Genomic DNA, 19,117 nt, shown 5'->3' with positions numbered 1-19,117 from the left:
GAGAGTGGTTGATTTCCACTCCAGGTGCTCGCTTTCCGCGGGGCGTGAGTTGAGCACCTTCCGCTCCAATCAACTTTCAAAGTATCACCAGGGACTTGTTAGATTGCATATGTGAATAATCGGCTTCAGAAACAACATCACTCTTTGCGGATAGCTCCTAAATCTATGGATACCGAAAAAAACCCGGGCACATACGGCCCAGGCTGTTCAAACCACATTTAATTGTTTTCGATCATGACTTCCACCGGCTTGATATCCATTTCCACACCTAGGAATGAATAATCATCCTTGTTTCCATCCTTATATCCCCAGAACCCCTCTGTTCCGCTTCCTTTTCTAAATGTAAGTTCAAACCCTTCCTTCTCGGAAAAGCTGTAACTCTTTACCTCATCCTGCCGAGCGTTATCTAAGAGACTGTAGCTCAAATAGTTTGTAAGTGTCGCGTGCGGTGTCAATACTCCCATATGAGGCGCTGTGCTAGAATTATAGTATTCATAGCCTTTTGTCGACATTTTGTGGTCGCTGATTGAGAATTCTTTCGATTCTACATTGTATTGATCACCTGATGTGATCCACGATAAACGGATATCTTTATACGCATGAGTAGATGGTGACAGATCTGACTGACTTAAATCCACTAGTGATACACCACCTCTTCCTTTTACTTCAACCGTCTTGGATGCGTTATCCACGATCAGTGCGGTGTCCTCATCGATTCCATAAGATAACTCATTTTCATTTCCATAGACTGCTGTCGTTGCAATCAGCCGGCCCAGTCGTGCTTTTTTATCAAAGTGCTGGTCAACGATGCCATATGGGAAGAATCCAAGCCCCTTCTCAAGGTACCCTGGTCCGCCTTCTTGCTGGGACATACCATCATAGTTTTCCGTAAACCCCTTTGATAGTGTGTCGTAGCTTCCACCGCCTGCAATCATCACATCACTCATGATGGCGGCTCCGGCACTTGTACCACCCAGGACCGCTCCATTTCGGTAAATTTCCCACATACTGCTGAGCGCCTGTGATTTCGTTCCGTCTTCGTTCAATAAAGATTGTGTGATATTCGTTTGATCGCCTCCCACAAACCAGATCCCATCATACTCCAGGATGCGTTTTGCAAGACCAGGGTCATTCTTATTGTCCATCCAATCTTTTTCATTTTCTTCCGTCCCTTTAAAGTCATGATTGGATATAGGAAGAATATCGATGTTTTCCGCCGGTACGCCATATGAGGTCAAATCCTCTTTAAAGGCATGTGAGGACTTCAAACTGGAACTTGCTGCCGGGACGATCCCGATTTTTCCATTTTCACCGGCACGTTTAATGAATGCGTTATAAACCTCTTCATTGCTGCTGCCTAAAGCCCCACCGACGATCACCAAGCTTCCTTTTGTTTCAGGATCAAAAGAACTCTCGGGAACGTCGAGCGTAGATTCCTTAAAGTCTTGTTTCAGCCGATCTTTCCCACTAAAGTTGACTTTCACAGGAGATACATCCATTTTCACATGCAGGATGGAGTAGGAATCTTTTTGACCATCCTGATAACCCCAGTAGCCATTCGTTTCATCCGTTTGTTTGAATATAAGCTCAAAACCATTTCCTTTACTATCATAAAGATAGCTGGATACTTCTTCTACCGCTTCATTGTCTACCAACGAATAAGAAAGATAGTGCGGCAATGTCCCGTAAGACGATAAGACCCCGGTGGCCGGAAGAGGTTTAAAGTTGTAATATTCATAGTCCTTTGTTTCAAGCTTATCCTCAGCTATGGTGAATTCTTTCGTTTTCACCTGTAGCTCATCACCCGGTGAGAGATAACTGATATCAAGATCACGGATCCCGTTTTCGGTTGTAGTTGAGCCTGAAGTATCTACAATGGTCACATTGGTTCTACCCAATACGGAAATGGTCCCTTCCTGATTGTTCACAACCATCGCCGTATCCTCATCGATTCCATAGGCTAAATCATCAGCTGTTTTGTAACGTAACGCCGTGGCGGCTAACCTGCCGAGGCGGGAGCGTTCATTGAAATGTTGATCGACAATCCCCCATTGAAAGAATCCCAGTCCCTTCTCAATATAGACTGGTGCATATTCATCTTCAGGATTAGATACGTCCTCTGTTGTAAATTCCTGACGGAGGCCCCCTAAGCTGTCTCCACCCGTTATCATCACGTCACTCATGATGGCGGCTCCGGCGCTTGTCCCGCCAAGTACGGCACCTTTCCTGTAAATACCCCATATTTCTTCCAGAGCTTTTGTTCTTTCCCCATTCTCTTTCATCAATGTATCGGTGATTTTCAGCTGGTCACCACCGACAAACCAAATGCCTGTGAGTTTTTTTATCCTTTTGGTGATGTGATGATTTTCAGCGTTTTTCTTCCATTCACTTTCATCCTCTTCTGTCCCTTCGAAATCATGAGAAGAAAAAGGAAGGATTTCTATGGATTTTTCATCCACTCCATATGACATCAAATCTTCTTTGAATTGAACGGAAGATTTCATAGAACCTGAAGCGGAGGGAATGATCCCTATCTTGGCTTTCTTCTTTCCTCCGGATAATTCAATGAACTTTTCATACACATCCGAGTTACTGCTCCCTAATGCCCCGCCGACAATCACCAGGTTCCCTTTAATGTTCTTTTCATTCTTTTTGGCCATGATTCCAGTAGTAGCCATACTGCCGATCACTGCCAAAACAGTCAATACAACGATTCCTCTTTTCAATTTTCCCCAATAACCAATCATCAACCATTCTCCCTTCCATTCACTCTTTCATAAAGTTAACATGCAAATTCCATGCCAACTCTGAAATCTCTGAATTATCAGTCATAAACACAAGAATGGGTTCTAATTGGACCTTTCTGGCCACCCAGACTTTTACCCAATAATAAAAAAGCATCAACCCCTTTCTTCAGAAATGAAGGGGATGATGCTTTCGAATCACTTTACGCAATATGTTCCACGCAGTAGGCAAGGAGGAGTCTCTCTTCGTCTTCTTCCAATTCAAAGTCCAGGAAGGACTCCGTGTTTCTTTCAATAATCGCAGATTGTACGAGCCTTGCTCCATTCTCGTCCCGAACAAAAATGGCTTTTATATAAATACCCTGTTCTGAATACAGTTCATCATCCTCGGGTACTTCGATATCAAGAATCACTTCATAACGATCTCCACTTAAGATACCTGTAGGATCTTTCAGTTCTTCAGCATGGTGCTTGGTAATATTCATTCATCTAACTTCCTTTCAATGTGAAACATGTTTCTTTCATTCTCTTATTATACACCTAACTTTACTCATTTAAAAACGTATTCAGTATCTGCATTAAAAAGGATATGAATAGGCTTCCTTCTAAAACTTCGCTATAATACAGATAGAGTCATCGTGTAAGGAGAGATATGAAGTGAACTCTAAAGAAATGCAAGAAAAAATCATCCGAAATTATCAGAAGGACGAACATATGATGATCCTTGTGTTTGCACAATGGTGTGTGAATCATGACCTGGATCCCGCTGAACTTTATCGAAGGGCCTACCCTCATCAAGGAAAGAATCCTGCACTGCAGCAAGGAATCGACTTGACCGTTTCCAAAGAAGAATCCGAAGAAATTCCAGACGCCACATTACTCGGTGTCCTGTCCCTATTCGGAAATGATGACCTGGCCCATGTGGTGACAGAAGAAATCAATGAGCGCACCACAAAAAATAAGTAAAAAGCCAGAGAGGGACGGACCTTCACCAAGGTCCGTCCCTCTTTGTTTCTTCACATGAAGTCAAAATAATAACGAATGATATGAAAGAAGATGGGCGAAGTATATGCTAAGCTGTCCACGCGATTGAGGTAGCTCTCTTTTAAGGCGGCAAATCTTTCTTGGTCACCGATGAGGAGATCCCGTTTCAATACTGAGATCGTCAAGCTGCCTACAAATCCGCTGACGGCGATGATCAGCCCTGAAAGGATCCCGAATTTCAAATCAAGAGGTGTTAAGAATGGGTAGATGAAATAGGATACTCCTGTGGTAACGAGGATCGCTGCAAAGAAACCTTCCCAGGTAAGGGCGGGATTAGCTGTCGGGACCACCTTTCGCTTTCCAATGTAGATGGACACCACAAACTGAACGATATCATTCACTTGAGTTAGCACGACCAGGTAAAGGACAAGATTTGCACCAAATTCAGGATTTGCAACCTGATAATAAGCGAGGTGACTCAAACCAAATACCATGAGCATAAGCCCCCATTGAGTAGAGCTTACGGATCGAAGGAAGCCCAATGTACCCTTTCCCAGCAGCCTGGGCAGAGGTAAAAGTAAAAATACGTATACAGGAATAAACACAATGAACATCCCATACCATCCAATATATATCCAGTAAAACTGAATCGGAATCGATAAATAAGCCCATAAAAAAATTCGCCGGTCGGCTTTTCGGGTTTTCATCATCGAGAAATATTCCTTGAGGGAAAAGAAACAGAGAACCATTAAAGATAACATGGATACAACAGGATTGAACAAGGTGGCCAAACAAAAGACCACAAACATTCCCCACCACGTTTTAACCCTCAGGGAAATCCTTGAAAAGTCTCTCTCCTTCTGATTTCTCTTAATCTGCAAAAATAAGACATTCACAACGAGCAATCCTATAAAAATAATGCATAAAGTCCAAATGGCTGATTCCATATTCATCCCCCTCATCAAATGACCGTATTCAAGTGATTCATTTATTGTATAATTAAGCATATGGGAAATTCTACTACTTTAAAAGAGGGAATGAGATATGCAGGGGAAATATATTTATATTTTACTGACAGATACGGGAACACTGTTTACAAAGTCCATCAAGAAATATACGAAAGCACCTTACAATCACGCGTCGATCTCGTTTGACCGTGAACTGAATGAGCTATACAGTTTTGGACGCAAACACCCCAGCAACCCGATAAATGGAGGATTCGTGAAAGAGGATATCTTTCAAGGAACATACAGCAAATACCCCCAAACTACGTGTGTGATCTATCAATTGGAAGTAACCGGCCGTCATATCGAAAAGATGAAGCGTGTATTGAATGTATTTAAAAGAAGTCGAAATAAATTTCTCTACAATCTTTTGGGGGTGTTCGGGGTATCGATGAATGAGCCTGTTGAATTCAGCAACTCCTATTTTTGTTCTCAGTTTGTAGCAGAAGTCCTTCAACGCTCCGGCATCAAACTATGGGATAAGCTGCCCGCCTTGATCACCCCGGAGGATTTCAGGAAGCATCCCCAACTGCACCTTTTGTATGAAGGGAAATTATTCGACTATGAGCCGGTCAAACGGAAAAAGGCAAAATAAAATCCCCCTTCGAAATCGTTCATTCAAAAGGGGGATCTCCCATTCAGTTCTCATCAATATGTTTCAGGAGATTAAAAAGGAACTCATAAATAAGACCGTAAACCTCAAGCATCAGAAGTCCTTCATGAAAATCGGCATGATCATTCAAAGTGAAATTCAAATCCCATAACCCATCTTCCCCATTAAACAAAAGATCAAAAGAGGAATCATCTTGAAGGACCTCTTCCAGGTACCCTTCAATCTGACTACGATATTTCTTTTGGAGCTTTAATCCAAGCATGGCATCATAGGTACCGAACACGTCGTCCACTTCCACAGAAACAGCTTCCACTCCAATGACGGAAAACCATTCAGATTCAAGGTAAACGAACTCATTTTTGTGTTCTTTCAGGTATGCGATTGGCTTATTAAGAAATTCGACAGTTTCTTGATTGATAAGTTCTTCCGTTTCTTTGTCACAACGCTCGATGTACGCATTCTGAAATCGCGAATCGCCTTTCGCGGGGGTCACGTCCTCTGCATGGAGTATTCCGTGCTTCAACGCGTACTCTCTCTCCAGCTCATACAAAGGAACGGTTCCCTTGGATTCTTTTGTTTCTTCTATGAATTGCTGCAATTTTTTCCTCAACATACTTTTCCCTCCATGAACATTTCCTTTTCTACTTCTTGTATGGACTACTCTAACTGTAAGTATACCGGACAGTGATCGCTGCCCAGGACAGGAGAATGAATTTCCGCACTTTTTATTGCTGGGGATAAACGAATGGAGACAATAAAGTAGTCGATCCTCCAGCCAATATTCCGTTCACGCACCTTATTCATATAAGACCACCAGCTGAATGCATCGTCCTCTTCAGGATGTAAAAATCGAAAGCTGTCGACGAACCCCTCTTGGAGCAGCAGCGTCATTTTCTCCCGCTCTTCATCCGTAAAACCTGAATTTCCCCTGTTTGATTGATCATTTTTCAGATCAATCTCAGTATGGGCCACGTTTAAGTCCCCACAAAGAATAACCGGTTTATGGAGATTCAATTCAACGAGATACACTCTTAATGTATCCTCCCACTCCAGGCGTTCTTCAATCCTTGAAAGATCCCTTTTTGAATTCGGAGTATAGACATTCACCAAATAAAACGAATCAAATTCGCATGTAATGATTCTCCCCTCTGACTCGACCTGTCCTTCTTTGAATCCATAAAAGACAGCCAAAGGTTTCTTTTTAGTGAAGACCGCGGTACCTGAATATCCCTTTCGCTGGGCGTAGTTCCAATATTGGTGGTATCCATCCAGATCCAGTGAAATCTGGCCTTCTTGAAGCTTTGTCTCTTGAAGACAAAAAATATCTGCACCCACTTCATAAAAGTAATCTAAAAAACCTTTTTTCACACATGCCCTAATTCCATTTACGTTCCATGATACCAGCTTCATAGTAATCTACTTAACTCCTTTTCGCACATCATTTCTCCTTATTATCCTACCATAAAATCAATGGTTATCACTCATTATACTAATATAACAATAGCAAAACGCATTTATTATATTAATATAACTACTATCCTTACCGGAAATTTTTGCACTATAAAAACCATGCCTAAGCATGGTTTTATCGGTTATTTACTTAATCGGACGTCGGTTTTGTCAACCAGATAAAAACGCAATGACATTAAATCATCGCGTTCCCGAGTTTACTCTGTTAACTACTTTTTTATAAACGTATTTATTTCCTGAAAGATTTCTTCTCTTATCGTATCCACCTTTGAAAAGTCCATTGCTCTTATATAGATGGCTTCAAGTTGTTCGCGAAGTGATTTCGCTTCTTTCAGATAGGAGATGGCTTCTTTCATTTTATCCTTATAGGCTTTGGTCGTCCGTTCTATCTCCACAGCGTATTTTTCATCTGTCCCTTGAGTGATACATCTTTCATACATATCGATGATTTCATCGGATTGCCGCTCAGGAAAATATTCATGTGGCGAAGTGCTGTCGAAAATGGCGATTCCTTTTTCTCTGATAATCAACATATCCAGACTATTCGGATCAAATCCACAATGATAAACCTCTACATCATAGCCTTTCTCTTCACCGGCAGAAGCAATTTTCTTTAACATCGTTGATTTTCCGGATCCCGCACGGCCTTTTATAAAGTAGCGCTTATCTACATCCTCTGTTAAATTCTGAATGTAATCAACTGCCCCATCAGGAGTCGCCGCACCCAAGAAACGATGTTTGATTGTGGAGGATTTAGAAAGGCTCTTATCTTCAAAAAAGTGTGAAATTAACTCATTAGTCAATTCATTCGCTTTGGTGAAGTCCATATTGGAAATGTAGATGTCTTCTATGTCGTCATGGGCACTCAGAGATGCCGCAAATGTATCGTAAGCCTTCTGAAAGAGGGCGGAAATTTGATCGTTTAAGCGAAGAATGTCTTCCTTATGATCGGACAGCTCTTCCCGGTCCCATGCCACTCCCAGATTCACATACTCTTCAATGACACCGGGTGCTTTAGGTTCTATAATATGAGGAGCCGTACCGTCCACAATCCCCACACCGAACTCAGGGAGGAGAACACCTTCGATGGATTGATTATCGGAAGCACAATGCAGATAGTCCACCTCTATCCCTTTTTCATGGAAGCGTTCCCCAATTGACTTCATCAGGGAGGATTTCCCCGTCCCTGGACCGCCTTTTAGTATATATAGCCTTTCCAGACCCGCTAACACCGAATCATATAGACTGTAAAAACCTTTGGCCGTGTTGCCTCCAGCATAATAATGTCGAATCTTTCCTGTCACGGAATCACCCTTTCACATCGTTTAATTAAACATATGTCTCGGGACCTGAATAGGTGAATACCCAAAATAAATCTGTCAACTCTTGAACTTTAAAAAAGCACTTCCACGAATGGAAATGCTTTTTATATTCTCTATCAGTCGTCTCCGTTCAGGAAATCCCCGATTCCACCAAGTATGCTTCCCTCACCGGTGGAACGGCCGCCACCTGGAGCATTTGCATAGATTCTTTCCGCCAGACGACTGAAAGGAAGGGATTGAATCCATACGGTACCCGGACCACGAACGGTAGCAAAAAATAACCCCTCCCCACCAAGGAAGGCGGATTTGATTTTGCCAACATATTCGATATTGTAGTCTACCTCTTTTGTCATGGCTACCAGACAACCCGTATCCACCCGTAATACTTCCCCCGGCTGAAGCTCTCTTCTATAAATGGTTCCCCCTGCATGAAGAAAGGCCAAGCCGTCTCCCTCAAGCTTCTGCATGATGAATCCTTCCCCACCAAAGAAGCCTGTTCCTAATTTCTTTTGAAAATCGATCCCTACAGACACACCTTTTGCTGCACAGAGAAAAGCATCTTTTTGACAAATCACTTTTCCGCCCAATTCACTTAAATCAACAGGGATGATCTTTCCCGGATAAGGAGCTGCGAATGATACATGCTTTTTACCCATGCCTTCATTTGTGAATACGGTCATGAATAAGCTTTCGCCTGTCAGTATGCGTTTCCCCGCTCCCACAAGCTTGCCAAGAAAGCCTCCTGTACCGCTTCCCTTTGCTCCGTCCCCAAAGATCGTTTCCATCCCGATACCATCTTCCATCATCATCATACCACCGGCTTCGGCCACTGCGCTTTCACCAGGATCCAACTCTATTTCGACAAACTGCATATCATCCCCGTGCAATTTGTATTCGATTTCATGTGAATTCATTCCCTTTTCCTCCTCCATTTACAAGCATCATTACCTATTCTTCATGGAGAAGGCATATCCCTTCTTCAAACCCATTTTCAAAATAGTAAGATTTCAAAACCAAAATCCCCTCCGCTAAAATGCTCCGCGAAGGGGAAAACTTCCTTATGGTCTCGGAATATTCTTACCATAAAATATTTCATCCATTTCCATTTTTACTTTGTCTGTAATCTCATCCACTTCATCCTCTTCCAGCCTGTCCTTTGTATAACCAAATAAATAGTTATTTAAATCAAATTCCTTCAACTTGCATTTTGTGTGAAAAATATTTTGGGGATAAACATTCACATCGATCATATCGTATTCATCTTTGATTTCCTCCGGGATATAATTCTGAATGGAATTGATATCGTGGTCGATGAAAAGTTTTCTTCCGTTAATATCCCTTGTAAATCCCCTCACCCGATAATCCATGGTCATGATGTCCGTGTCGAAGGAATGAATCAAATAGTTCAATGCTTTAAGGGGGGAAATTTCCCCGCATGTGGACACATCGATATCGGCCCTGAATGTAGAAATCCCTTCATGTGGATGATATTCAGGGTACGTATGGACCGTGATATGACTTTTATCCAGATGCATTGTCACACCGGATGGCAAAGGACCGGGCGATTCATCAAAATGCTCCGTCGGCACCTCGACAATCGGACCTTCCGATACCAGGATCGTCACACTCGCCCCCTGGGGAACGTAGTCCTGCTTCGAAATATTCAGGACATGGGCCCCGATAATATCCGAAACATGTGTAAGGATCTTCGTCAATCGATCGGCGTTGTATTGCTCATCAATGTACTCAATATATGCTTCACGTTCTTCCCGGGTCTTTGTATAACAGATATCATACATATTAAAACTTAATGATTTCGTTAAATTATTGAACTCATGCAGTTGGATCCGTTCTTCGTGAGATAATTTCATTTTGCATTTCCCCTTATATGTAATAGTTGTTAGTATGCCTTATTCATTTATCTTACCCAGAGCCAACCATACTAAAACAGCCAAATGAGGTTGAAGATCGTGTAGAATGGGTACTGAACAAAGTGAGTAAGCCTTTCTTTTTTACTTCATTAATTTTTTGGATACAATGGAAGGTAGAATGGAGTGTTAGCATTTGAGACGATTATTTTTTCTTATCATGATCATTGTGATTGCCTATATATCCAAGCCCGCTTGGGAAGAGAAAGTGGAAGCGACAGGTTTCGATTCTGTCCTTTCTAAAATTGAAGAAATGAAGAACAATCCTAAAGTACAGGATGCCTTTGATCAAATCTACCAGGAAGTGAATCTTCTTCTGATAAAACTGGACGATTCTTTCCGGGATCTCGAAAAACCCTCTGAAGCAAATGAAGAGGAACCTGTAGAGAAGCCGACCTTGACTGTACCCAGTGAGCAAATGTTCTCAATCTATAATATCGAACTCGGGGATTCCAAAGAAAGTGTGGAAAAAGAGCTCGGTGAAGCCAAAAGAAAGTCCAGTAATGAATATGGTGTTTCGTGGTATGCCTATCATGAAAATTATCGCAATTTCTTAATGGTCTCCTATGATCAAAACCAACAGGTGAACGGCCTGTTCACGAATCAGGATCTCCTATCCTCCGATTCAGGGATTAAAATGGGTGTCTCCAAAGAAACGGTACAGAGTGAACTTGGCAAGCCATTAACAAATATCCGGAAAGGACTCACGTTATATCAGCTGCAAAATAACGGAGAACAGGATGTTTACCAAGTCGACGGCAGCTACGTGACCATCTTCTATGATAAGCATGAAAATGACACCGTCACGGCCATTCAGATCATCAGCGAAAATCTCGAAGCAAATAAGAAAAACTTCTATTCGGATGCAAGTCCCGAACTAAAGGAAGGGTTTGAATTCCAGCTTTTTGACCTGACCAATGCCACCCGTGTCGAAAAAGGACTGAACGTTCTATCGTGGGATAGTCAAGTAAGGGACACGGCGAGGAAACACAGTTTGGATATGGCGGAACAGGATTACTTCAGTCACACTAATCTTGATGGGCAGTCCCCCTTTGATCGCATGGAAGAAGATCAGATAGCCTTTCGCACGGCCGGTGAAAACCTTGCGTACGGTCAGTTAAGTTCCATCTTCGCCCACGAAGGACTGATGAATTCCAAAGGTCACAGAGAAAACATCCTGCAGACACACTACGAGCATTTAGGGATAGGGGTCGCCTTCAACGAAAAATCCCAGCCATATTATACCGAGAACTTCTATAGTAATTAAACCTAATGCCGAAGCGACTATGCCCTTAGCCGCTGGAGCTGTATGAAATAAAAAAGCAAGCGGATCACATTTTCCCGCTTGCTTTTTTCATTATTTTAAAGAGTTGTCGATTGGATTATGACTTCGTCGATGGTATCTCGCATCCATTCTCGTCACAGGCCATCCCTTCCGTTCCAAGGGGCTTGAGAAGAGACGTCTTCGCTTCCTCTTCCCACACTTTTTGGATCGAACTTAAAAATACATCACTTGGCTGTGCACCTGAAATCGCATACTTACGATTGAGTACGAAGAATGGCACACCTTGGACACCGATCTGTCCCGCTTCAGCTTCATCGTTTCGAACCTCTTGAGAAAAATCACTTCCATTCAGGACGTCCTTCACTTCCTCTTCTTCTAACCCGGCTTGTTTCGCTAATTCGACTAGAGTATCCCGGTCACCAATATGTTTAGACAGGGTAAAGTGAGCATACAGCAGGATTTCAGTCATACTTGCTTCTTTCCCTTTCGTTTTCGCATACTTCGTCAGGCGATGAGCATCAAACGTATTAGTCGGAACACTGGTATCAAAGCGGAAATCAAGCCCCACGGCCGCCGCTTGCTGGCTCATACTATCCGTCATGTTTTGAGCTTGCTCGAGAGATGTCCCATACTTTTTCGAAAGGAGTTCCTGAATACTATATTCCGTATTGACGGGAGCGCCCGGATCCAGTTCAAAGCTTTTGTATTCTATTTCAACCTTATCTCTATGGGGGAAAGCCTCCAATGCCTTTTCTAAACGGCGTTTTCCTATATAACAGAATGGACATACATAATCTGACCAGACTTCAATCTTCATTCTTAACACCTCTATCATCGTTTTTAATTCATACATGATCGTATCATAGAACCTGCCTTCTTACTCAGGATTTGCTCATGAATCAATGATGGGGAGGCTTTCTCCTTGTTCTTCTTTTTACTCTCGCTGCATGACATCGATCACAAATTGGAAACCCAAAGTTCGGTGGAAGCTTCTTACCACATTGTCGGCATGTATGGGTTAAACTCGTGACCTCTGTCCTGAGACTTTCGTGAACGCCTTCTGCAATTTCACCCCGGACCCTTTCCCAGTAATAGGCTTCCGTCTGCCTGCCCAAGCGGTATAAAAACAAGAGATGAAGTCCGACAGCCTTATACGACACTTCTTTTTGCTCAAGATTTTTATTCTTCAGTTCAGGTTCCGGCAGTTCTTCACCGCTTACAATAGCATGCATGCACTCGAGCCACTGCTCTGTCAACTGCGCTTCCTTCTTCGAGAAAGGGAGGTGGAGGAATCCGTAAAGGTCATTAAGGGAAAGCTTTGCTTCAATATCTGTTCCGCGGATTAATTCATAAAGCTCCCTTTCTTCAAAAAGTGTCGCTTTTTCAGTTCCAAAAGGACTTTTGAACTTGTCCCATAAGTAGAAGAACGTGTCCATATCATGGTAATACGATTGAAAGCGGTCGAACACTCCACTGGTGGGAGCGATGGCAAACGTCTCAAGTGGTTGGTCAGGCTGCTCAAGGAGCTGTCTCATCACTTTGATATCCTTCGTAAAAGCTACTTTCCCCTGGTTGTACATCCCTTTTCGCCCCGCACGACCCGCAATCTGCTTTACCTCCTGACTCGTCAGCCTTCTCCTTCTCGTACCATCAAATTTATCCGTTTCAAGAAAGACAATCCTGCGTATCGGTAAGTTCAACCCCATCCCGATGGCATCGGTCGCAACGATGACATCCGTTTTCCCCCCAAGGAACTGCATCATCTGCTTTTTCCTCGTTTCAGGAGGCATGCTTCCATAGATCATGCTGACTTTATGTCCGTTATTTTGCAATCTTGAAGCGGTATCCAACACCTTTTTCCTTGAAAAACAAACAACGGCATCCCCTCTTTTAGCATGTCTCAACTGAAATTCTTTCGCCTCTACCTCAAGGGGGGTGTCCCTTTTATAATGATGGATTTCGACGTTCCCGTCCCCGACTAATCCCAACAGAAGTTCCCGGACATTTTCACTTCCTATAATATGAACTTCCTTTGCCCTTGCTTTAGTAATGGCACGATACCAGGAAAACCCCCTATCCTGATCGGCAAGCATCTGGGATTCATCGATGACCATCACTTCATATTCATCTTTTTCACGAAACATTTCTACAGTTGATGACACATGATTGGCCAACGGTACTTCTTTTTCTTCTTCCCCCGTTTTCAGGTTGCATGGTACGCCTTCTGCATTCAATGTATCGAATACTTCCAGGGCAAGGAGGCGAAGAGGTGCCAAGTACATGCCGCTTTCGGCTTCTTTCATACGGCTGATCGCCTGATGGGTTTTCCCTGTATTGGTTTCACCGATATGAAGGATATAGTGAATATCACCTCTGAACGAGGGGCTATACTCACGTCCGAAGATGTCTTCCAATATTCGTTCTTCTTCTTCCTGCTTCCGTTTTAATTCAGCTAATTCAGCCGCTTTTCTTTCCTCCCGCTTCTCGAGATCTTTTCCATAAATCGAAAGGTGAATGTCGGCATCAAAAGGAATTTCTATCAGTCTTTGTAAATCGTCCATGTCTTCCTGCTGGATCATCTTGAAAAAAGTGGACTTTAACGTCAGGAGGAAATGATGACTGAGTCTGCTTAGTCTTTCTTCAGAAAGTTCCTGACCGAATATATTTTCATAACCAGCCTTTAATTCTTCGGGCATGTGTTGAAAGAGCGAGCGATAGACGATCTGCTCGGTGTGGTAAAAGACAAATCGTTCATAGGGATAGAAAAAAGTTTCATATTCCCATACATGCCCATCCCAATGTTCGCTCTTTTTGTGGATCGAGCCGGTGAATTCCGTCAGAAAGTCAGAAACAGTTGTGAAGGAACCCATGATAAAACGGCCTTCTTCTTCTAATTTCTCCTCCAGCATATACGGCTCAAGAGGTCTGTATTTTGTTTTCGTTCCGATATCGCTTATACATTTATCAGCGAATAAAAAACGCAACTCTACATACCAGTGATCCTTAAGCTTGTCCATTTGATCCTGAATAAAGGAGAGGAGCTGTTTTTGGATGTCTTTCTGAAGAACAGCCTTCTTTTTTTCTTCTTTTTTCTTCAGATATTCTTCTCGGACCCGTTGATGCTTCTCCTTCCAATCTTGTTCAGAAATTGGATTTTCATTTAGCCAGTTTAAGATATGGAATGGTTGAAACTCCCTGATTTCATTTCGGTACAACTTATTGATCAACTTTTTATCGGTACCTTCAATATCGTATCCTTTCTCACGCAAAAAGGCTTTCTTATGACTGCGAAGGACATCGTTTGTTACTTTATTCAGCCAGATATTCAGCCAGATTTGATGAAAAAAAGCGCTTCTTTCTGTCAAATATTCTTGAAATGACGGGCATTTTTCGTGTTTCTCAAGAAAGAGTCTCACATCTTCCTCTATTTTACGTTTCGTTTCCTCTATGGCTTCTTCTCGAAGTATGTGAAGCTTTTGCATGATATAACTCCTTTTACGTTGTACAGATTCATTTTTTAGGTATGCTTTAGTGTATGTAGTTCTTTTCCATCTAACAATTCTTCTTACTCAAATAAATCATTATAACACACGTGCCCTATCTTCCTGAATGGATACATGATGATTACGCTCCCCCTCTTTCGATTGCTTTTCCAACAGCCATCGTCAATTCTTTTGTGAGCTCTGCAATCATATTGTCAAAGGTGGTTTGAAGGAGCTTTGCCAGTGGACTGGTGGATTCAATCGATAAGCTTCCTGTCATTCTTGTAAGGGCACCGTCCAGTTCTTCTGCTTTAAAAAATCCTGCTCCTGTGAACCTTTGATTAATGCCATTTAATGTGAACCTCACTTCTGATGGTTCATTCCAATCTGTAATCAAAACCTTCACATGAATCTTTTTCTTCACCATGCCGTAATGGACATGGAACTCCCACGTCGATTGACGATCAGAGTGCATAACATGCTCCTTGTATCCCGGAACAAGAGGTGCCCATGCGTCCATATTACGAATAAACGTCCATACATCTGATCGTGATCCACAGACATTCATCTGATATATCCCATTTCCCATTAGAGTACCTCCTGCCTTGGAATACAGGTGGTCACCCCGATCCACCGGTATTTCAATTTTCATGCCAGCCTGCCGCACATCGGTGAATACTATGAATGGGATTGGAGTATTATGACTGATGAATGGAATAAATAAAGAGGCATCGATGATTCGAAGCCTCTCTGGGGTTATAGGACGTTCTTGACTATATGGATCACTTCATGAAGTTCTTTCGCTTCATAATCCGGTACGACCTGTTGAGGCGTTTGCCCCCGGCGATTAATCCAGATCGTGGTGATGCCCATATTGGAAGCTCCCAGTATATCGGTATTTAAGTTATCCCCGACCATGATCACTTCTTCCTTTTGAAGCTGCAGCCTCTCGAGGGCATGTTCGAACATGGCACGATCCGGCTTTCCTTTACCGACTTCGCCTGAGATGATGACTTCTTGAAAATAAGGAAGGAGTTCAGGTGTTTTATCAAGCTTGGTGTTCTGCAGATGAGGGGAGCCGTTCGTCAATAACAACAGTTGATACTTCCCATTCAACTCCTGTAACACCCGGAATGTATCTTCATATACGTAAGGCCTTTGGTTTCTTTCCTGACGAAATTTCTCCGATAATTCTTCACCGAGTACGGAATCCTGGATACCTAACGTTTGTAAGCCGATGGTCCAAGCTTTTTTACGATAAGCTGGAACGATTTCTTTCAATTTCAGGAAGCGCTCATCATGATCATCCAGAAAATCCCCCCACAGTCCTTCAAAGGGATTGATCCCGATATTCTGCGTGAACTCATATGTATCGTAGCTGGCATACAGCTCCCTGGCAGCTTCCCGGACACTTGACTCAAGTGCTTTTGGATCAGTACCCGCTTTCGAATATGCATAGTTGCATGTAGCTTTGAAGGCTTCTTCAATACTTTTGGAATCCCATAATAATGTGTCATCTAAATCAAACAGAATGGCTTTGATCATGTACATCTCTCCCTTTACAAAATTCAGCTTATAGATTAGATTACTAGCTATTTGTCATTTAGTAAATAAGGATAATAAAATCATATTACACGTTATTTTTAGCACGATTAGGGAATATAACAAAAAACAGCGTCTAAAGAGGTGAAATGGATATGTGGATTGTATATGCAAGTATTGCCTTAGTCGTCATTGCCCTGATTATGTTGGGTACAGCATTAATGAAGACACTCAAAACAACCCGTCCGATTGTGAATGAAATGAATCAAACGGTAGCCAACATTCAATCGAGGATGGATAACATTTCTTCAGAAGCATCACAGCTTCAAGAAACCCAGGGAGAGATCCAAGGGGATATCCAATATAAAAAGACGACCATCACAAGCACGATTGATGAAGTAAAGCGAACACCGGATGTACTAAAAGAATTTTTCAGAAGTATGAAGAAGTAAAACCCTCTCACCTTGCCTTTTGCAGGGTGATTTTTTTCATGAAATCAGTATACATAATAAAATTATAGTTAATATAATTCCCTTTCCTTCCTCCCCCTTCTGAATCATGGTACAATCGACTAAATCACGACCGTGGAGGAGACGCTATGAAAAAGTGGGCATTTGTTTCAGATTTCGATGGCACCATCTCTAAAAAGGACTTCTATCACCTTGTCCTGGAGAAATACTTTAAAGAAGGAGAGGCCTTATTAATAAAATGGAAGGCCGGGGAGTTGAAAGACATTGATTTCTTGCGTACAGTCTTTTCGTCGATTCATCAAGACGAAAGGCAAATCATTGAGGATATACATTCCCTCGAAATCGATGAGCACGTCACTTCCTTCATCCGCAGGGTTCAGGCTCAAGGAGGAGATTTCTACATCCTAAGTGCAGGGACGGACTATTATATCCACCATGTCCTTCAAAGACACGGCATCAAAGATGTAAAAGTATACTCGAATGAAGGCTATTATGAAGAAAAGAATGTACATATGAATCTCAACCCCGAGCACCCTCATTACTCAGAGCGGTATGGAATCGACAAGTCCAAAGTGATCATCGACATGAAAAAAGAGTATGAGACGATTTATTTTGCCGGTGATAGCGAGCCGGACAGCCACCCGGCTAAAGCAGCGGATGTAACCTTTGCCATGAAGGCATTGCAGGGCATTCTTCATGCACAAGGAACTCCTTTTGTTGCAGTGAATGATTTTCATGACATCGACCGTTACTTAACAGATGCAGGTATACTGAAATAAATCGTTTTGCACATTTGAGTCATGCATGATACACTTATCTTGCCTCTCCCGAACATTCGCTTGTTGCGGGACACTTAACCATGTACGGACGGGAGGGGCCTCGATACATAATGACAATGACTGAATTCCATAACGGGATTCGGTCTTTTTTTGTATTTTTCGTGAAAAATAAAAAAGCCAGCCCCCGATTGGGAACTGACTTGAGATACTAAGGTTAGGAGCCACATTTGCCGTAATTTGATATAAGAAAGTTTTAAACCACCACTCCTCAAAGTGGGTGTTTGCAGAAGGTTTCCTGTCGTCCTCAGATCGTGGAGGCTTGACATTCCAACTTCGATGTAAAACTCCCTATTACAGTTTAAAGGTTAAAACTTCGTTATGATTACGTACAACGCAGCCTGTATTAGTATAATACAACATCACTTGAATTATTTCAACTGTTGTTTTCTTCAAAGAGAAATGCTTCCTAAAGAAAGATGAAAACGAACAAAGGTCCGTCCCTCAACAATTATGCGTCGAATACTTCGACTTTCTCCATTACGTCGCCGTTTTTCATTGATTTGGCGATCTCGATTCCTGAAGTCACTTTACCAAAGACTGTATGGACTCCGTTCAGGTGAGGCTGTGGCTCATGTACGATGAAGAATTGGCTGCCTCCTGTATCTTTACCTGCATGGGCCATGGATAAAGAGCCTTCTTCATGCTTATGAGGATTTCCTTCTGTTTCACACTTGATTGTGTAACCAGGACCACCCATACCATTCCCATTCGGGCACCCGCCTTGACTTACGAAGCCAGGGATAACACGGTGAAAGCTTAACCCGTTGTAGAATCCTTCATTTGCTAATTTTTCAAAGTTTGCTACTGTTCCAGGTGCTTCATTCGGAAATAAATTAAATTCAATTTTTTCACCTGTCTGAAATTGTATGTATCCTTTTTTCGCCATTGTTAACAGCTCCTTTTTAATATAGGTCATTCAATATAATATCATTGAAATTTTCTCGTGTCACTTTAAAGGTTGTATTGCTCCCTATCCTTCTTCCCAATTTTTTTAAACTTATCCATACAGGTTGTCATTAAGCCCCCCTCGTGATGAATAAGCTTTATAGAAGTCATTTATCATTATAGGGAGTGGACGATATGATCGAAAACTTATTAAGCGGCATTTCCATTGATCCACAAGTCACCGTGCTCGTTCCTGTACTATGGGTGCTCGGGTATGCACTGAAGAGGACGCCTCATATTCAGGATTGGCTGATCATCTGGATCCTTTTACTGGTAGGTGTCGGTGCAAGCGGCTGGACATTGGGGTTTGATTTTAACGGAATCGCTAACGGATTTATCGCAACAGGGGCTGCCATCACTACTCATCAATCTGTGAAACAGACGTTTTTCGCCCGGGTGAATGATCGTAATAAAAGAGACAAGAAGAAATAGGGATAAAAAGGGACTGGTTCATAGGTATCTGATTGACAGCTTCCTTGACCAGTCCTT

At 42.3% G+C, this 19,117-nt stretch carries 19 protein-coding genes and 1 other RNA gene; 6 read left to right on the top strand and 14 right to left on the bottom strand.

The window, feature by feature from the left end; genetic code table 11:
* Positions 1-218: 218 nt before the first annotated feature.
* Positions 219-2,747: a cyanophycinase gene (locus tag CN378_RS21400; RefSeq protein ID WP_098354523.1), complete on the bottom strand. Its 2,529-nt coding sequence runs from the start codon at positions 2,745-2,747 to the stop codon at positions 219-221.
* A 200-nt stretch (positions 2,748-2,947) separates the two neighbouring features.
* The gene (locus CN378_RS21395) at positions 2,948-3,229 is read right to left on the bottom strand and encodes a DUF6509 family protein (RefSeq protein WP_098354522.1); all 282 of its coding nucleotides are present in this window, start codon (positions 3,227-3,229) and stop codon (positions 2,948-2,950) included.
* A gap of 172 nt (positions 3,230-3,401) precedes the next feature.
* Here CN378_RS21395 and CN378_RS21390 point away from each other — a divergent pair, with 172 nt between their 5' ends.
* Positions 3,402-3,710 carry a hypothetical protein gene (locus CN378_RS21390; RefSeq protein WP_098354521.1) on the top strand — a complete coding sequence of 103 codons (309 nt, stop codon included), beginning with the start codon at positions 3,402-3,404 and terminating at the stop codon, positions 3,708-3,710.
* Positions 3,711-3,760: 50 nt separating this feature from the next.
* Here the strand turns inward: CN378_RS21390 and CN378_RS21385 are convergent, their stop codons facing one another.
* Positions 3,761-4,675, bottom strand: coding sequence for a phosphatidate cytidylyltransferase (locus CN378_RS21385; RefSeq protein WP_098354520.1), 915 nt, complete (start codon positions 4,673-4,675; stop codon positions 3,761-3,763).
* A gap of 97 nt (positions 4,676-4,772) precedes the next feature.
* Between CN378_RS21385 and CN378_RS21380 the strand changes: the two genes are divergently transcribed.
* On the top strand, positions 4,773-5,327 hold the full coding sequence (locus tag CN378_RS21380; protein ID WP_098354519.1) for a hypothetical protein: 555 nt from the start codon (positions 4,773-4,775) through the stop codon (positions 5,325-5,327).
* A gap of 43 nt (positions 5,328-5,370) precedes the next feature.
* Here the strand turns inward: CN378_RS21380 and CN378_RS21375 are convergent, their stop codons facing one another.
* The 5 genes from CN378_RS21375 to speD all read right to left on the bottom strand — a co-directional run bounded on the left by CN378_RS21375 (position 5,371) and on the right by speD (position 10,008).
* Positions 5,371-5,958, bottom strand: a complete 588-nt coding sequence (locus CN378_RS21375) for a branched-chain amino acid aminotransferase (protein ID WP_098354518.1) — start codon at positions 5,956-5,958, stop codon at positions 5,371-5,373.
* 44 nt (positions 5,959-6,002) lie between these two features.
* Complete coding sequence (locus tag CN378_RS21370; protein ID WP_098354517.1) at positions 6,003-6,755, bottom strand: exodeoxyribonuclease III; 753 nt, start codon at positions 6,753-6,755, stop codon at positions 6,003-6,005.
* A gap of 269 nt (positions 6,756-7,024) precedes the next feature.
* Positions 7,025-8,119: a PRK06851 family protein gene (locus CN378_RS21365; RefSeq protein WP_098354516.1), complete on the bottom strand. Its 1,095-nt coding sequence runs from the start codon at positions 8,117-8,119 to the stop codon at positions 7,025-7,027.
* A 134-nt stretch (positions 8,120-8,253) separates the two neighbouring features.
* Positions 8,254-9,051 carry a TIGR00266 family protein gene (locus CN378_RS21360; RefSeq protein WP_034759112.1) on the bottom strand — a complete coding sequence of 266 codons (798 nt, stop codon included), beginning with the start codon at positions 9,049-9,051 and terminating at the stop codon, positions 8,254-8,256.
* A gap of 144 nt (positions 9,052-9,195) precedes the next feature.
* Positions 9,196-10,008 carry an adenosylmethionine decarboxylase gene (gene speD / locus CN378_RS21355; RefSeq protein WP_098354515.1) on the bottom strand — a complete coding sequence of 271 codons (813 nt, stop codon included), beginning with the start codon at positions 10,006-10,008 and terminating at the stop codon, positions 9,196-9,198.
* Positions 10,009-10,201: 193 nt separating this feature from the next.
* Here speD and CN378_RS21350 point away from each other — a divergent pair, with 193 nt between their 5' ends.
* Positions 10,202-11,332, top strand: a complete 1,131-nt coding sequence (locus CN378_RS21350) for a CAP domain-containing protein (protein WP_257141230.1) — start codon at positions 10,202-10,204, stop codon at positions 11,330-11,332.
* Positions 11,333-11,447: 115 nt separating this feature from the next.
* On the opposite strand, the gene CN378_RS21345 is transcribed toward CN378_RS21350, so the two are convergent.
* From CN378_RS21345 to CN378_RS21330, 4 genes are all read right to left on the bottom strand, one after another.
* Positions 11,448-12,167 carry a DsbA family oxidoreductase gene (locus tag CN378_RS21345; protein WP_098354514.1) on the bottom strand — a complete coding sequence of 240 codons (720 nt, stop codon included), beginning with the start codon at positions 12,165-12,167 and terminating at the stop codon, positions 11,448-11,450.
* An 82-nt stretch (positions 12,168-12,249) separates the two neighbouring features.
* Positions 12,250-14,832, bottom strand: coding sequence for a helicase-related protein (locus CN378_RS21340; protein ID WP_098354513.1), 2,583 nt, complete (start codon positions 14,830-14,832; stop codon positions 12,250-12,252).
* Positions 14,833-14,974: 142 nt separating this feature from the next.
* A complete protein-coding gene (locus CN378_RS21335) occupies positions 14,975-15,421 on the bottom strand; it encodes an SRPBCC family protein (protein WP_098354512.1) in 447 nt (148 codons plus the stop codon).
* A gap of 167 nt (positions 15,422-15,588) precedes the next feature.
* Positions 15,589-16,377 (bottom strand): HAD family hydrolase, encoded by a 789-nt coding sequence (locus CN378_RS21330; RefSeq protein ID WP_098354511.1) that lies wholly within the window; start codon positions 16,375-16,377, stop codon positions 15,589-15,591.
* A 152-nt stretch (positions 16,378-16,529) separates the two neighbouring features.
* On the opposite strand from CN378_RS21330, the gene CN378_RS21325 reads away from it, so the two are divergent.
* On the top strand, positions 16,530-16,826 hold the full coding sequence (locus CN378_RS21325) for a DUF948 domain-containing protein (protein WP_179885019.1): 297 nt from the start codon (positions 16,530-16,532) through the stop codon (positions 16,824-16,826).
* A 146-nt stretch (positions 16,827-16,972) separates the two neighbouring features.
* Positions 16,973-17,623 carry an MtnX-like HAD-IB family phosphatase gene (locus CN378_RS21320; RefSeq protein ID WP_098354509.1) on the top strand — a complete coding sequence of 217 codons (651 nt, stop codon included), beginning with the start codon at positions 16,973-16,975 and terminating at the stop codon, positions 17,621-17,623.
* 214 nt (positions 17,624-17,837) lie between these two features.
* Here the strand turns inward: CN378_RS21320 and ssrS are convergent.
* Positions 17,838-18,026: non-coding RNA, 6S RNA (ssrS, locus tag CN378_RS21315), on the bottom strand.
* 105 nt (positions 18,027-18,131) lie between these two features.
* Positions 18,132-18,569: a peptidylprolyl isomerase gene (locus CN378_RS21310; RefSeq protein ID WP_098354508.1), complete on the bottom strand. Its 438-nt coding sequence runs from the start codon at positions 18,567-18,569 to the stop codon at positions 18,132-18,134.
* A gap of 194 nt (positions 18,570-18,763) precedes the next feature.
* Between CN378_RS21310 and CN378_RS21305 the strand changes: the two genes are divergently transcribed.
* Positions 18,764-19,060, top strand: a complete 297-nt coding sequence (locus CN378_RS21305; protein ID WP_098354507.1) for a phage holin family protein — start codon at positions 18,764-18,766, stop codon at positions 19,058-19,060.
* The last annotated feature ends 57 nt before the right edge of the window (positions 19,061-19,117 follow it).

Source organism: Bacillus sp. AFS015802 (genome assembly GCF_002561455.1).
Lineage (GTDB): Bacteria > Bacillota > Bacilli > Bacillales > Bacillaceae_B > Rossellomorea.
Note: the sequence above shows the minus strand (reverse complement) of the source record. Positions and strands in the feature narration are given on the sequence as shown.